This is a genomic window from Streptomyces nodosus, from assembly GCF_008704995.1.
GTDB classification, from domain to species: domain Bacteria; phylum Actinomycetota; class Actinomycetes; order Streptomycetales; family Streptomycetaceae; genus Streptomyces; species Streptomyces nodosus.
The window spans coordinates 296,416-311,509 of the sequence record NZ_CP023747.1; the positions used below are offsets into that span (position 1 = coordinate 296,416).

Consider the following 15,094-nt stretch of genomic DNA (forward strand, 5'->3'; position numbering starts at 1 on the left):
ACCCCGTGAGATACACCCGAGTGTCCGTCGGCGGACGCGCGGTCTGGGGCCGCGTGGGAAAGACCGACATCGAACTCCTGTCGGAGTCCCCGCTGGACGGCGACCCCACGCCCATCGGCTCGGTGGCCCGCGCCGACGCCGTCTGGCTCCCCCCGGTCGTGCCGGCCGTGTTCTACGCCGTCGGCATGAACTACCCGCGGCACATCGAGCACGCCGCCCGGCTCGGCAACCCCGCGGCCGTGATGCCGGACCGCCCGGAGGTGGGCTACCGAGCCAACAACGCGCTCACCGGCCACCGCTCACCGATCGTCAAGCCGGCCGATGTCACCGGCCGCTTCGAGGCCGAGCCCGAGCTGGTCGCGGTCATCGGCCGCACCCTGCGGTACGCGACCCGCGAGGAGGCCCGCGCGGCTGTCTTCGGCTGGACCATCGGCAACGACGTCAGCGCCCGTACCTGGCAGCACCAGGACCGCACATTCTGGCGCAGCAAGAACGCCGACACCTTCAAACCGATGGGCCCGTGGATCGAGACCGACGTCGACGCCCTCGCCCAGACCACCACGCTCCGGGTGAACGGCGAGATGCGCGCCTCCTTCGCCACCGGCGACATGGTCTTCGATCCGTACGACTACATCGTCGAGATCACCAGGCACAACACCATGCATCCCGGCGACGTGCTGTGGATGGGTGCCGAGTCCACCTGCCAACTGGCGCCGGGCGACACCGTGGACATCGAGATCAGCGGCATCGGCGTCCTGTCCAACCCCGTCCGCCGCGAAGGGGAACCTCCAGAAGGGAAACACGCATGAGCAGGGAACCCCGCTACATCCACCACGTCAACTTCCCCACCACCGACCCCGACCGCACCGCCGAGTGGTACGGGCGGGTCTTCGGGATGAAGCGCATCCAGCCCAAGTCCAACACCCGCGTGGTGCTGATGACCAAGGGCCACTTCGACCTGCACTTCACTCCGGTCGAGGAGATGGAGCGCATGGCGCCCTACCACTTCGCAGTGGAGGTCGACGACTGGGACGAGTTCCTCGCCCACCTCAAGGAGCTGGGCATCCGGCACACCCGGCCGATCGAACGCCCGGAGAACCAGTCCAAGTTCTGCTACATCCACGACCCCGACCACACCATGATCGAGCTGGTCTACCACCACCGCCGCCCCCACTAGGCCACCGCTGACGGGAGTTCACCCCATGCCCCTCGCCGACTCCGACGGCACCTCCATCTACTACGAACGCCACGGCAGCGGCCCCGCGATCCTGTTCGTGCACGGCAGCGGCGGCCACCACACCGCCTGGTGGCAGCAAGCGGCGGCACTGCGCGAGGAGTTCACGGTCATCACCGTGGACCTGCGCGGCTTCGGCAACTCCGACTCGTCCATGGCCGAGTTCGACGGCCAGGACTTCCCCGGCGACGTCGCCGCCGTCCTCGATACCGAGGACCTGACCGACGTCATGCTGGTCGGCCAGTCCATCGGCTCGGTCGCCGCCCTGCGCGCCGGACTGCTGCGCCCCGAACGGGTCAGCTCGGTCGTCCTCGGCCACTCCCTGGGCGGCATCAACCATCCCGAACTGAGGGAACTCGCCGCCGCCGACCGCGCCGAGGCCGTCAAGCTGCCCGTCATCGACCGCCTGCTCACCAAGGAGTTCCAGCGGGAGCGGGCCGACCTGACCTTCCTCTTCCAGCAGATGGGCACGTTCAACGTCGCAAGGATGGCCGACCTGCGCAACCTCGACACCGACGGGCCCTCCCTGGAGGACATCGGGAAGTCGGGTGTCAAGGTCGCGTTCCTGGCCGGTGAGAAGGACGCCGTGCTCGCCGTCCGCACCGTCACCCGCGCCCACGAACTGCTGCCCGGCTCGCAGTTGGAGATCGTCCCGGGCGCCCCGCACTCCATGTACTGGGAGACGCCCCAGGCCTACAACACGGTGATCGCCCGGCTGCGCCGCACCCTGACCGCCCCGAAGGAAACCGCATGAGCAACATCACCCTTGGCGGCGCCGAGGAGATCATCGGCGCCGCCCACGAACACGCACAGGCAGTCGGGAAGGCGGTGAGCGTCGCCGTCGTGGACGCTGGCGGCTTCCCCGTCGCCATCCGCCGGGCCGACGGCGCCCGCCCGCTCACCCCGGACATCGCCCGGGCCAAGGCCTACACCGCCGCCGTGATGCAGCGACCCGGCAAGATGCTGAAGAAGTGGCAGGAGAGCCAGCCCGTCTTCTTCTCCCAGCTCTCCCAACTGCCCGGCGCCGCTCTGCCGATCCTCGCGACGGAGGGCAGCCTCACCATCAAGAAGAACGGCGAGATCATCGGCGGTCTGGGGATCGCGGGCGGCACCGCCGACGAGGACCAGCAGATCGCCGAGGACGTGCTCGCCTCGCTGGGCTACGAACTGGAGTTCGCCGCCTGGGGAGTCGCGGGCGCACCCACCGCCGACCACGGAAAGGACATATGACCCCATGGCGGACACGTTCAACTACCGAATCGACCACCACGGAAGCCTGGTCCGCCCCGCCGAACTCCTCGCCGCCCGTACGGCCGGCGACCCCGAGGAGCAGGCCGCGGCGGAACTCAAGGCGGTGCAGGAGGCCGTCGTCCTCCAGCGCGGACTGCGCTCGACCGTGGTCACCGACGGCGACTTCCCCCGCGACGACTTCCGCGGCGCCGTCCTGGAGAACGTCTCCGGATTGCGCCGTACGGACGCGGTGGGCCCCGACGGGCTGGTGCGCTGGGTCGCCGAGGCCCTGCCCAAGGCCAATGGCCCGCTGGTGGCCGACTGGGCCGGCAAGCTCGCCGAGCTCACGGTGATAGCTCCCAAGGTCGCGCTGCCCTCCCCGGCGTATCTGGCCGCGACCACCTTCGAGGCCGGTCTCGGACCGTCCTCCGCGCGCGAGCTGGGCGAGGCGCTGGCGGAGATCGTCCACGCGGAGATCGAGCTGCTGGTCTCCCGCGGGGTACGCCTGATCCAGCTCGACAACCCGCTGCTGCTGGGCCAGTTGGCCACCGATCCGGCGTCCGGCGGCGCGCTGTCCTTCGCGGACGCGCTGGCCGTCGACGCCCTGGCCACGCGGCTCGACGAGCGTCCCGAGGGCGTACGGATCGGCGTCTCGCCCGGCTGGGAGGCACCCGGAGCGGTGGACCGGGCCCGGGCCGAGCGGCTGTACGCCGAGGTTCCCGCGGACCGCTGGATCCTCCCCTTCGACCAGGGCACCGACGCCGAACTGGAGCTGGTGAAGGCCCTGCCGGAGGACCTGGACGTGTGTCTGGGCGTGGTCGACGCGACCACCCCGGAACTCGAGGACATCGACACCGTCATGGCCCGCATCGACGCCGCCGGCGAGTTCAAGGACATCGAGGACGCGGCCGTGTCTCCGTCCCGCGGCTTCGCCGACGTGGCCACCCGGCCGCTGCTGTCCGCCGAGGACCAGCGTCGCAAGCTGGTCCTGGTGGAGACGATCGCCCGCTACTGCTGGGGCAACGAGTTCTGACCCTGCTGCCGGTGCCGTGACCGGAAGGGTTCGCCGCAAGCCGGTGAAGCCTTCCGGTCACGGCACCGGGTCACAGGACTTCGGCGAAGGTCACGGTCCGCTCCGTGAGGAGCGGGAACACCGTCCGCCCGATCAGTTCGGCGAAGTGGTCCGTCTCCTTGTGGGCCTCGAAACCTGCGCGGTCGGTGTACCGCTCGTACAGCACGAACGACCCCGGCCGGTCGATCTCCGCGTGCACCTCGTAGGCGAGGTTCGCGGGCTCGGCCGGGGTCGCCTCACGCATCCCCAGCAATGCCTCGCGCACGGCGGGTGCGTCGGCGGGGGCGCAGTGGTAATGGGCGAAGACGGTGAACGCCATGGTCTTCCTCCGGATCTCCAAAGGCGGTTGGTGTGCGCCGATTTCAGCACGAAACCCCAGGTGGACGGGGCGCCCGAGGCGAAACCTATGTCTGCCGCCGAGGGACTGGTCCCACCACCCCGCTCTCGTGTGTTGTCGTTCCGGCCCCTGGCCGCCCCATCCGGTGAAACCGCGGACCGCACCGCGGCCGACGAGAGAAGCGACCTGCATGCGAACCCTGGAAACCCTCTGCGGCGGGGAGTGGGTGACGACCGGCGAGTGGATCGACGTCCACGACCCGGCCGACGTCCGCGCCCCGATCGCCCGCATCCCGGCCCTCGGCGCCAAGGACGTCACCCGCGCCTACGACCATGCCGAGCGCGGCTTCGCCCGCTGGAAGCGCACCAGCCCCTTCGAACGCTCCCGCATCCTCACCGAGGCCGCCGCCCTGATCCGTGCCCGCCTCGACGAGATCGCCGCCGACGTCACCGCCGAGAACGGCAAGACGCTCGCCGAGGCCCGCGGTGAGACGGGCAAAGCCGCCGACTTCCTCGACTACTACGCGGGCCTGGCCCGCCAGGGCTACGGCACCCTGCTGCACGACGCCCGCCCCGACACCCGCACCCACACCCAGCGCGAACCCATCGGCGTGATCCTGGTGATCAGCCCCTGGAACGACCCGCTGATCACCCCGGCCCGCAAGCTGGCCCCGCTGCTCGCGGCCGGAAACGCGGCCGTCTTCAAGCCGGCCACCGATACCCCGCTGTCCGGGCTGCACTTCGCCCGCGCCCTGCACGACGCGGGCCTGCCGGACGGGGTGCTGAACGTCGTCACCGGCCGTACCTCCGAGATCGAGCAGGCGCTCCTAGACGACCCGCGCATCGCCGGCATCACCTTCACCGGCTCCAACAGCGTGGGCAACCGCATCCGCCGCCGTCTCGCCGACCGCAACGTCCGCTTCCAGGGCGAGCTCGGCGGCAAGAACGCCTCCGCCGTGCTGGCCGACGCCGACCTTCCGGCCGCAGCGAAGGCCGTCACCGCCGCGGCCTTCGGACAGGCCGGACAACGCTGCACCGCCACCAGCCGGGTCGTCGTCGAGCGTCCCGTGTACGAGGAGTTCACCCGCCTGCTGGTCGCCGAGGTCGAGGCCCTCACGACCGGCCCGGGGAGCGACCCCGCCACCACCCTGTGTCCCCTGTCCAGCCCCCGGCAGCGCGACATGGTCCTCGCCGACCTCGCCCGCGCGGTCGAACAGGGTGCCACCGTACTGACCGGCGGTTCGGCCGACACCGAGGGGCAGCGCGCGCACGGCTGCTATGTGCGGCCCACCGTACTCGCCGATGTCAGCCCCGAGTCGGCGATCTGGCGCGAGGAGGTCTTCGGCCCGGTGCTCGCCGTGCGCGCGGTCGACGACTTCGCCGCTGCCGTCGAGGCGGTCAACGACTCCGCCTTCGGGCTGGCCGCCGCCGTCTTCACCCGTGACCTGGGGCGTGCGTACCGGTTCGTGGACGAGGCCGAGTGCGGGCAGGTCGCGGTGAACACCACCACCACCGGCTGGGACGTGCATCTGCCCTTCGGGGGCTTCCGCGACTCCGGCACGGCCTACAAGGAGCAGGGCGAGGAGGTCCTGCGCTTCTCCACCCGGGTCAAGACCGTCGCCGTCCACTTCGGCGGCTGAGCGCCCGTCCATTTCGGAAGAGAGGAGGATGCCGATGGCTGACGAGACGATCGGCATCGTCGGCGCCGGCATCGTCGGCCTGGCCACGGCCCGCGAGATCGCCCGGCGCCGCCCCGGCAGCCGGGTCGTGGTGTTCGACAAGGAGCCGCAGGTCGCCCGCCACCAGACCGGCCACAACTCGGGAGTCGTCCACGCAGGCATCTACTACGCACCGGGCAGCCTCAAAGCGGACCTGTGCGTACGGGGCGTCCCGCTGCTGCGTGAGTACTGCCAGGACCGGGACATCCCGTACCGAGAGATCGGCAAGCTTGTGGTGGCCGTCCGGAAGGACGAACTGGGCCGTATGGACAACCTCTACGAGCGCGCCAGGAACAACCATGTGCCCGACCTGCGCCGGATCTCCCGCGAGGAGATCCGCGAGATCGAGCCGCACGCGGGCGGCATCGCCGCCCTGCACTCCCCGTGCACCGCGATCACCGACTACCCGGCGGTCGCCAGGGAGTTCGCCAAGGACGTCGAGGACTCCGGCGGCGAGGTACGGCTCGGCTTCGACGTCACCTCCCTCACCCGTCTCCCGGGCGGTGTCGAGGTGGGCTCCGGCGAGGAACGCGTCCGTGTCGACCAGCTGGTGCTCTGCGCCGGACTGCACTCCGACTCTGTGAGCCGGCTCGCGGAGGACGGGACCGAACCGCGGATCATACCGTTCCGCGGCGAGTACAAACTCCTCAAGCCCGAGCGGACGAATCTGGTGAACGGGCTGATCTACCCGGTGCCTGACCCGCGCTACCCGTTCCTGGGTGTGCACTTCACCCCACGCGTGGACGGCTCGGTGGAGGTCGGTCCCAATGCTGTCCTGGCACTGGCCAGGGAGGGCTACCGGCGCAGCCGGATCTCGCCCCGCGACCTGCTCGGGCTCGCCGCCTACCCCGGCACATGGCGGATGGCCGCCCGGCACTGGCGGACCGGGCTCAGGGAGTATCGCGGCTCACTGTCCACGGCGGCCTTCATGAAGGACGCAGGGCTCTACGTCCCCGGGGTGGGTCCCGAGGACGTGGTGCGCGGCGGGGCCGGCGTACGGGCCCAGGCATTGGACCGCGACGGCACCCTCGTGGACGACTTCCGCATCCACCGGGCCGGACGGGTCACCGCCGTGCGCAACGCTCCCTCACCCGCCGCCACCGCCTCCATGGCGATCGCCGAGCACATCGCCGATGTCGTCCTCGACGACGCCTACCCCGACTGGGCACTCCGGTAAAACGCCCTGCACACAGGGCGCTCGAGCGCAACAACAGCTTGCGCTCCCAGGACTGACGCAAGGGCTCCCAGCCCGCCTAGCGTTCCGTCCGTACCACCTCACCCCCTCCTTCAACGAGAGAGAAGAGCCGTCATGTTCGTTGTCGACACCCAGATCCACATCTGGAAGGAAGAGACCCCGGACCGCCCCTGGGTCCCCGGTGCCCGCGAACGGATCCGCCTCAACGGGCATCGCGAGGAGGCATTCTCCTACGAGGAGGCACTGGAGCTGATGGACGAGGCCGGCGTCAACCGGGCACTGATCCTGCCGCCGTCGTGGGAGGGCGACCGCATCGACTACGCCCTCGAGGCATGCGAGGCGCACCCGGACCGCTTCGGCATCATGGCCCGCATCCCGCAGAACAAGCCCGAAGAGGGCAAGGCCATGCTCAAGGACTTCGCCCAGAACCCGCACATCAAGGGGACGCGCCTCACCTTCCACCGGCCGATCGACCGCAACTGGATGATCGACGGCACCAACGACTGGTACTGGCCGATCGCCGAGGAACTGCGCATCCCGACGATGGTGCACGCCCCGATCTGGAAGAAGGAACTGGGCGAGATCGCCGCCAGGCACCCCGAGCTGAAGATCATCATCGACCATATGGGCATCATGGCCCGCTGCGTCGACGACGCGATCGGCTACTGGGTCCAGGAGACCGCCGACCTGCACGTCCACCCGAACATCTATGTGAAGGTCTCGGCGCTGCCCGGCTACTCCACACAGCCCTTCCCGAACAACAACATCCAGAAGTACGTGCGCGAGATGGTCGACAAGATGGGCCCGGAGCGCTGCTTCTACGGCACCGACATCACCCGCCTGCTCGGCCACGGCATCACCTACACCGACACCATCGAACAGTTCACCAAGCACTGGGACTTCACCCCCGAGGAGCTCGACTGGATGATGGGCCGGGGCATCTGCGAGGTCCTCGACTGGCCGCTCAAGGGCTGAGGGAAGAACCTGCGATGACCGACACCAAGGCCGTCCGGGGCCCTGACGGCGGTGACGCGCTTGTGGCCGCCTTCAACGCCGTCGGCGCCGACTACCTCTTCTGCTCCTCGGGGTCCGAGTGGGCCCCGGTGTGGGAGTCCCTGGCCCGCCGCCACCGCGACGGCGAGCCCGCCCCGGAATACCTCGACCTCACGCACGAGACCGTCGCCGTCGGCATGGCCACGGGATACGGACTCCTCACACGACGCCCCCAGGGGGTGCTGCTGCACGCCGCCCCCGGTCTGCTCCAGGGCTCCATGGCCGTGCACGGCGCACTGCTGGCCGGCGTGCCGATGGTGGTCGCCTCCTCGGAGTCGACCACGTACGGCGACGGCCCCGGCCAGGACCCGGGCGGGCAGTGGTACCGCAACCTGTCCGTCGTGGGCGGCCCGCACCACGTCGCCCAGCCGTTCACCAAGTGGGCGAACGAGGCCGCCAGCCTGCACACCCTGCCCACCATGGTCACCCGGGCGGCGGAACTGGCCTGGCGGGCCCCGGCCGGCCCCGCCTACCTCAACATCCCCCTGGAGATCCTGTTGGAGGACTGGGACGGCCGCGAGGCCAAGCCGGTCGTCCCGCCGGGCTCCACGCACTCCTCGCCCGAGGAGGCCGACGCGGTCGCCCGGTTGATCCGCGAGTCCCACAATCCAGTGATCGTCACCGAGACCGCGGGCCGCGAGGCGGGCGGCTTCGAGGCCCTGGTGGCCTTCGCCGAGGCCTGGAACATCCCCGTCGTCGAGCCGGACTCGGCGGTGTGCGGCAACTTCCCGCGCACCCACCCGCTGCACGCCGGCTCGGACGTCGGACCCTGGATCGACGAGGCCGACCTGATCCTCCTGGTCAACTGCCGGGCCCCGTTCTACCCGCCGAGCCGCAGGCCCGCCAAGGCGCGCGTCGTCGTCATCGACGAGGTGCCCCAGCGCCCGCACGTGGTGTACCAGGTGCTCTTCGCCGACCAGTACCTGGAGGGCGGCGTCGTCAACACACTGCGCCAGCTCACCAAGCGCGCCAAAGACCTGGACGGGGACGCCGTCACCGTCCGCCGCACCGCTCAACAGCGGTGCCACGCCGCCGAGTCGAACGCGATCGCGAGCGCCGAGGCGAAGGCCGCGACAGGAACAGCGGAGGCCGGGGGCGTCGACCCGGTACTGGTCGCCGCCACTCTGCGCCGGCTGCTCGACGGTCAGGACGCGGTCGTCGTCGACGAGACCATCACCCACAGCAGGATCGTCAAGCGTCACCTGCAACAGGTCGACCCCGACTCGTACTTCTACGTCCAGGGCGGCCTCGGACAGGGCATCGCGGTCGCGCTCGGCGTCAAACTCGCCGCCCGCGAGCGGCCGGTGGTGCTCACCATCGGGGACGGCGCGTTCACCTACAACCCGGTCATCCCCTCGTACGACGCCTCGAAGACGTACGGCCTGCCGGTGCTGATCGTGGTCTTCAACAACCGTGTCTACCGGTCGATGAACCTCAACCACCGCCGCTTCTACCCCGACGGTGCCGCCGCGCAGACCGGTGAGTGGCTCGGCACCGATCTGCACCGGCTGCCCCGGCTCGCGGCGTTCGCCGAACCGTTCGGGATGCACACCGAGACCGTCGACACGCCCGCCGGCCTCGCCCCCGCCTTGGAGCGCGCGCTCAAGGCCGTGTCGGACGGCACCACCGCCGTCGTCGACGTCCTCGTCACCCGCTGAACCAGGAGGCATCCGCCACCATGCCCGACACCCCGACGACCAAGCAGGGCAAGGTCCTGGTCCCCGCCGAGGACCTGCGCGCCTTCGCCGCCGCACTGTTGGAGAAGAGCGGTCTCGACACCGAGCACGCCCGCACCACAGCCGACGTGTTCGTGTGGGCCGCCCTGCGCGGCGTCGACTCCCACGGTATCGCCCGCGTCCCCGCCTATCTCGACCTGCTCGACAAGGGCGTGGCCAACGCGGCCGCCGAGATCAAGGTGGAGTCCGGGGCGCCGGCCACGGCCCTGCTCGACGCCGACCACGCCCCCGGACCGGTGGTGCTGACCGCGGCCGCCGACGAAGCCGTGGCTCGCGCCAGGACCAGCGGCGTGGCGGCCGTGGGGGTACGCCGCACCGTCCACACCGGCGCCATCGGCTATTACGTGTCCAGGATCGCCGACCAGGGCCTCGTCGGTATCGGGTTCGTGGCCGGCATGCCCAACATGGGCTACACCGGCGTCAAGGGCCCCGCGGTGGCCACCAGCCCGCTCGCCATCGCCGTACCCGCCACCGGATCGAGCCGTGCGCCACTGCTCCTCGACATGGCGACCGCCACCATCGCCCTGGGCCGGATCCGGCAGGCGAGGGCGAGCGGCACCCCACTGCCCGAGGGCGCCGCGGCCGACGCGGACGGCACCCCCACCACCGACCCGGACAAGGCGGTCATGCCACTGCCGCTCGGGGGCCCCAAGGGATCCGGGATGTCACTTGCCTTCGAACTGCTCACCAGTGTGCTCGTGGGCGCTCCGATCCTGGCCTCCTTCCACTCGGACGACCCCTCCGGGCGCAGGCACCGTCAGAACGCCCTGCTGATCGCCCTCGATCCGGCTGCCTTCGGCGGCGCGGACTCCTTCGCCGCCGCCGTCGAATCCACCCTGAGCACGGTCAAGGGCCTGCCGCCGACGGACGACGCCGCGGGGGTCTTCTACCCCGGCGAACGCAGCGCCGCGGTCGCCGCCGACCGCGAGGAGAACGGCATCCCCGTGACACCCAAGGTATGGCGTGACCTGACGGACCGTGCCGCGAAGCTGGGCGTCGGCCTGCCGGAGACCGTGGGCTAGAGAGCCATGGCCTTCCCGGGCAGTAGACAGTAAGGGCCGGAAGCCGGGGTGGATGGCCGCATGCGGAGGCGGCGCCCCTCGCGTCCACCCCGCATCGGCGCCCGCACCCGTCAAGGTGTGCGGGCGCCGTCGGCGTTGGCGGTGTGACGGAGCCATGGCCACCGCCTCGTCATAGGGTGCGGCGTTGGCCGAGGAGTGCGGCGCGCACCTCGCTCGCATCGACACAGCCGACGCCGAGGCCGGCCTTGCTGCCGCAGGGCCGGTCGACCTCGTGGTGGCTGCAGTACAGGACCCGGCTGACGAACTGCTGCGCGCCACGCTGCGGGCCGGTTCCGCGCATGTCGGCATCGTTCGCAAAGTGGATAATCTGGGTCCCACCGCGATCGTCACGGCTGATCTGGCGCGACGTCCCACCCTCGTCATGGGGCACTGGCAGGCTGGCGCTGCGACGTTCGCGGCGCTGACGACGGCGACCGCGTTCCAGCGCGTGGAACGAGTGGAGTTCGCCGCCCTGTTCGACCCGGCTGACACGGCCGGGCAGAGGTCAGCCGATGACAGCACCGGATTCCGGCACCTCACACCGACTTTTTGGTCAACTGCCGATCCGCGCCTACTGTTTTTGAACCGCCCGGCGCATACCGTCGCTGGCTACCGCCTGTCACTCCTCACGGAAGTACCTCCTGCCCCGGCACACCTAGCTCACGGCCCGGCCACGCGCAGCGAGCGGCAACTCGCCCGCACCGGCCCGCCTTGATCGCCCACCCCGACCGCCGCGCCCTTCCATCACGCCTCGCGCACGCGGCACGCCGGACACCACTCCCCCGAAGGACACGTTCATGACGTCTCGCTGCCCACCCCTGCCCGAAGCCGCTGAGCCCCGAGCGGTCCGCTCGGGTTGAAGGGGCTCGTCGCCGGGATCGGCGTCGTCTTCCTCTCCCCGATCCTGATCGCTGGCACCGGCATGGTGCTGGCCTCCTCCGCCGACGCCGTGCAGGGCAGCGGCTCCTTCGGCAGTTGTCTGACCGACATCGACACGGACAAGGTCGCCAAGCAGGTCAGCAGAATTCTCGACGGCGCGTCCGGCAAGGATGTCCACGTCGAGGGTCTGGACCTGCCTGCCGAGCAGGTCCCCAGCGCGGCGACGATCGGGGCCGTCGGGCTCTCCCTCGATGTTCCCAAGAAGGGGCAGATCATCGCGCTCGCCACGGCGATGCAGGAGGGCCGGCTGCGCAACCTCGGCTCTGGAGACCGCGACTCGCTCGGCTTGTTCCAGCAGCGTCCGTCCCAGGGATGGGGCAGCGCCAGCAGATCCACGATCCGCTCTACCCGAGCGAGCAGTTCTACCAGCACTTGCTCAAGGTGGACAGCTGGCAGCAGATGACCGTCACCCAGGCCGCCCAAGCCGTGCAGAAGTCCGGCCTGCCTGACGCGTACGCGCAGTGGGAAACCCTTGCCGCCGCGCTGCAGGCCGTCATCGCCAAGACCTTCCCCGGCGGCGGTGACATGGACGGCAAGGAGGCGGACCGGGGCGAGGAGCCATCGACCAGTGCAACCGGCTGTGCGTCGGGCCAGGACGGTTCCGGGTTCGGCCGCATCCCCGAGGGGAGCGTCCCGAAGGGTTACTCGATCCCCAAGGACGCTGATCCGAAGGCGCGTAGGGCCATTGCCTGGGCGATGCAGCAGCTCGGCACGCTTTGCCAGTGGGGCGGCTCCTGTATGAACTCGCACGGTCCTGACCCCATGGGCCGCTGCGACTGCAGCTCGCTGATGCAGCAGGCGTACGCGCATGCCGACGTCACGCTCACCCGCACGACGTACAGGCAGGTCAACGAGGGCAAGGCCGTCTCAGCGAAAAACCTCAAGCCCGGTGACCTGATCTTCAGCCGCGGCACCGCCGTCCGGCCCGAGCATGTCGGCATGTACATGGGCGAGGGCCTCGTGATCGAGGCACCCCGCACCACCAAGCCGGTCCGGATCACCCCGATCAAGGACTGGACGATCCTCGCCGCCCGCCGCGTCCTCTGACACCGCCTCCGCCCGGTGTAGATTCCGATTAGAGATGTCGTTGTCCAAGTGATTTGTCATCAACTTGTCGTTCGGTCCAGCCGCTAATGGGCGGCGAGGATCTCCTCCAGAACGAATGACGCATTCGTCGGCAGGCCGTCGCCATCGCGAACCGCTCCGGCGCAGACGACCAGGGCCTTCCAAAGCGCCCAGCCTCGTCCACGCTCCCAGGTCTCCTTGTCCACCCCTAGCCGATCGCGGAACTCGGCCCGGCTCTTGCCGGTCAGCATCGTCCAGGCGATCGACAGATCGCAGGCCGGGTCTCCGACTCCGCAGGTGCCGAAGTCGATGACCGCCGCGAGCGCACCGTCCTTCACCAGAAGGTTCCCTGAGGCCATGTCACCGTGGAACCAGGCTGGCTTACCGTCCCACGAGGCTCGCAACGCCTGTTCCCAGATCTCCTCGGCGGTCTCGGTCCGGATCAGGCCGTCCAACGTCTCCAGGGCTGCCCGGGCCCACCCGTCGTAGGTCGTCAGTGGTCCGCCCCGGAACCAATTGTGCAGTCCCGGGCCCGGTCCGCCTGTGGGGTCGATCCGCTGCAGGGACACGAGGAACTTCGCAAGGTGGGTGGCGAACTCCGTCATGTCCTCGACGACGGCGCGGGCCGCAGGCTCGCCACCGATCCACCGATAGACCGACCAGTTGTGCGGAAAGCTCTCATCGGGTACGCCTCTGGCCAGCGGAACCGGGACCTCCAACGGCAACGCGGGTGCGAGCACCGGCAGCCACCGGTGTTCCTTCTCAACCGCCAGCGCGTACTCCTCGGCGGTCGGTAGCCGTACTAGCATCTCGTCACCGAGGCGAAAGGTGCAGTTGTCCCAACCCTGCGCATCGACCGGCCGAACCTCAAGGTCGGACCACTGCGGGAACTGCGCGGCGATCAACCTGCCCGCCACCGCGGCGTCGACTGGTTTCCGATCCGGCAACGGCAGAACCTCGGGCGTCTCGTTCATCGGAGGCGACCGTACGACGCCCCATCGGATCACCACAAGCGATTTCCGATCACCCCGAACTCAATCCAGGAACTGTCCGTCCCCCCGGCCCAAGCGGCTCGAAGCAATGCACCCCAGGCCGCTGCCCCCGGCAAACGCCGCACCTACTACACCTTCACAACCGAGGGCTACCGAGCCGCCCGGCGCGAAACCCAACACCACACCGCGGTCTGAGGAAACCGACAGACCTGTCGGACGAATCCTCGACAAGATGCCTGGACAGGATTCCGAAACACCAGGTCACGTTTCCACCGACCGAAAAGTCAAATCGGAACCTACACCCGGCACCCGTGCGGGCGCGCCGCCGCCGCTATTTCCGCGCCCCGAGCGCACCTGCCCCTCCGCTTCCCCCTTCCCCCCTTTCCCGCCGGCCCTCGCCTGGCCCGTGTACGCAAGGAGCCCCGCCCGTAGGCGAGCCGGATGACGCGGTCTGCGAGAGGAACGGACATAGAGGCCCAGGCATCTCGCCCAAGGGCGGCGGACTACCGGGCCTGAGCGTGCTGAAGAACGTCGTCAACTCGATCAACCTGTTCGGAATCATCGCCGTCGTCGGCGCCCTCGCCGTCTCGCTCGGCGTATGGGCCTGGGGTCACCACACCGGTGGCCACCAGGCCGAGGCCAACGGCAAGAAGGGCACGGTCGTCACTGCAGGCGCCGCCCTCGGACTGGGCGCCGCGAACGGCATCGTGGCCTTCTTCTCCGGCCTGGGGTCGCAGGTCCACTGATGCAGAATCGACTCCCCGCCTTCTCGCTGTCCTCCTACGGCGCGGGCTGGTCGGCCAACCGGCGCATCGCGATCGTCGCCGCCGCTGTCGCCGTCCTGCTCGGCATCGCCGGGATCGTGGCTGTGCTGACCGGCGGCGGGTACGGCCACCAGGCTCCTGAGACTGCCGCGCCTGCCCCGGCGAACAGCCCGGCGTCAGCGGAGGCCGCCCCGAAGCCTTCCTCCGGGTCCGGGTCGGTGCCCAAGCCTCCGCAGATCGCCGAGCCGGTCGCCTACGCCAAGGCAGTCGCGCAGATGCTGTGGTCCTACGACACCCGCGACACCGGCCGCAGCCAACTGCTCGCCGGTATGCGCGTCTGGATGACCTCGGAGGCCAAGTACGCCGACTGGGCGTCGGTCTCTGGCCGGGTGCCCGATCCGGTGCTGTGATCGCGGATGGCCGACCAGGACCAGCACGCCACCGCCATCGTCATCGAAGGTCACTACCCCGGCGCGTTCAAACAGGCCCTCGCCGAGGACCCCACGGCGATCACCGAGGCATACATCTACGTCGTCACCGTCAACGGCAAGCAGCAGATCGTCTGGAAGAAGGGCGGCGCCGGAGCCGAGGAACGGGCCGTGACCCTCGCCGTGCAGTGCCGTCCCTCCCATGACTGCGCTCTGGCCGCCATCGCCCCGAGCGTCACGCAGTGACCCGCGCCTGACGCGAAAGGGGAGG

Annotated in this window: 14 protein-coding genes and 2 pseudogenes; 14 read left to right on the forward strand and 2 right to left on the reverse strand. The window is 69.9% G+C overall.

The genetic code is table 11. The features are described from left to right. Positions 1–5: 5 nt before the first annotated feature. From CP978_RS01505 to CP978_RS01525, 5 genes are read left to right on the forward strand one after another with little or no spacing between them, the layout of a single operon-like run. Positions 6–809, forward strand: coding sequence for a fumarylacetoacetate hydrolase family protein (locus CP978_RS01505; RefSeq protein ID WP_043436903.1), 804 nt, complete (start codon positions 6–8; stop codon positions 807–809). Then, positions 806–1,177, forward strand: coding sequence for a VOC family protein (locus CP978_RS01510; RefSeq protein ID WP_043436906.1), 372 nt, complete (start codon positions 806–808; stop codon positions 1,175–1,177). The genes CP978_RS01505 and CP978_RS01510 overlap by 4 nt, the downstream gene beginning before the upstream one ends. Positions 1,178–1,202: 25 nt before the next feature. Further along, on the forward strand, positions 1,203–1,988 hold the full coding sequence (locus tag CP978_RS01515; protein ID WP_043436907.1) for an alpha/beta fold hydrolase: 786 nt from the start codon (positions 1,203–1,205) through the stop codon (positions 1,986–1,988). After that, positions 1,985–2,464: a GlcG/HbpS family heme-binding protein gene (locus CP978_RS01520; RefSeq protein WP_043436909.1), complete on the forward strand. Its 480-nt coding sequence runs from the start codon at positions 1,985–1,987 to the stop codon at positions 2,462–2,464. The genes CP978_RS01515 and CP978_RS01520 overlap by 4 nt, the downstream gene beginning before the upstream one ends. A 4-nt stretch (positions 2,465–2,468) precedes the next feature. After that, the gene (locus CP978_RS01525; protein WP_043436910.1) at positions 2,469–3,497 is read left to right on the forward strand and encodes a uroporphyrinogen decarboxylase/cobalamine-independent methonine synthase family protein; all 1,029 of its coding nucleotides are present in this window, start codon (positions 2,469–2,471) and stop codon (positions 3,495–3,497) included. A 70-nt stretch (positions 3,498–3,567) separates the two neighbouring features. Here the strand turns inward: CP978_RS01525 and CP978_RS01530 are convergent, their stop codons facing one another. Next, positions 3,568–3,855 carry a putative quinol monooxygenase gene (locus tag CP978_RS01530; protein ID WP_043436912.1) on the reverse strand — a complete coding sequence of 96 codons (288 nt, stop codon included), beginning with the start codon at positions 3,853–3,855 and terminating at the stop codon, positions 3,568–3,570. A 208-nt stretch (positions 3,856–4,063) separates the two neighbouring features. Between CP978_RS01530 and CP978_RS01535 the strand changes: the two genes are divergently transcribed. The 7 genes and pseudogenes from CP978_RS01535 to CP978_RS01565 all read left to right on the forward strand — a co-directional run bounded on the left by CP978_RS01535 (position 4,064) and on the right by CP978_RS01565 (position 12,621). Next, positions 4,064–5,512: an aldehyde dehydrogenase family protein gene (locus CP978_RS01535; protein WP_043436913.1), complete on the forward strand. Its 1,449-nt coding sequence runs from the start codon at positions 4,064–4,066 to the stop codon at positions 5,510–5,512. Positions 5,513–5,546: 34 nt separating this feature from the next. Continuing rightward, positions 5,547–6,767, forward strand: a complete 1,221-nt coding sequence (lhgO, locus tag CP978_RS01540; RefSeq protein WP_043436916.1) for an L-2-hydroxyglutarate oxidase — start codon at positions 5,547–5,549, stop codon at positions 6,765–6,767. Positions 6,768–6,899: 132 nt separating this feature from the next. Further along, positions 6,900–7,760 (forward strand): amidohydrolase family protein, encoded by an 861-nt coding sequence (locus CP978_RS01545; protein ID WP_043436920.1) that lies wholly within the window; start codon positions 6,900–6,902, stop codon positions 7,758–7,760. A gap of 14 nt (positions 7,761–7,774) precedes the next feature. Continuing rightward, positions 7,775–9,496, forward strand: coding sequence for a thiamine pyrophosphate-dependent enzyme (locus CP978_RS01550; RefSeq protein ID WP_043436922.1), 1,722 nt, complete (start codon positions 7,775–7,777; stop codon positions 9,494–9,496). A gap of 20 nt (positions 9,497–9,516) precedes the next feature. Further along, a complete protein-coding gene (locus CP978_RS01555; RefSeq protein ID WP_043436924.1) occupies positions 9,517–10,596 on the forward strand; it encodes an Ldh family oxidoreductase in 1,080 nt (359 codons plus the stop codon). Between the two features lie 184 nt (positions 10,597–10,780). Continuing rightward, positions 10,781–11,350, forward strand: a complete 570-nt coding sequence (locus CP978_RS01560; RefSeq protein WP_052453916.1) for a hypothetical protein — start codon at positions 10,781–10,783, stop codon at positions 11,348–11,350. Between the two features lie 141 nt (positions 11,351–11,491). Continuing rightward, positions 11,492–12,621: pseudogene (locus tag CP978_RS01565) on the forward strand (C40 family peptidase). Between the two features lie 83 nt (positions 12,622–12,704). On the opposite strand, the gene CP978_RS01570 reads toward CP978_RS01565, so the two are convergent. Continuing rightward, complete coding sequence (locus tag CP978_RS01570; RefSeq protein ID WP_043436926.1) at positions 12,705–13,613, reverse strand: aminoglycoside phosphotransferase family protein; 909 nt, start codon at positions 13,611–13,613, stop codon at positions 12,705–12,707. 500 nt (positions 13,614–14,113) lie between these two features. Between CP978_RS01570 and CP978_RS01575 the strand changes: the two genes are divergently transcribed. Together CP978_RS01575 and CP978_RS01580 are read left to right on the forward strand one after the other, a co-directional pair. After that, positions 14,114–14,377 (forward strand): DUF6112 family protein, encoded by a 264-nt coding sequence (locus CP978_RS01575; RefSeq protein ID WP_052454500.1) that lies wholly within the window; start codon positions 14,114–14,116, stop codon positions 14,375–14,377. Continuing rightward, positions 14,377–15,069 (forward strand): annotated as a pseudogene (locus tag CP978_RS01580) (hypothetical protein). The gene CP978_RS01575 and the pseudogene CP978_RS01580 overlap by 1 nt, the downstream one beginning before the upstream one ends. Positions 15,070–15,094: the final 25 nt, after the last annotated feature.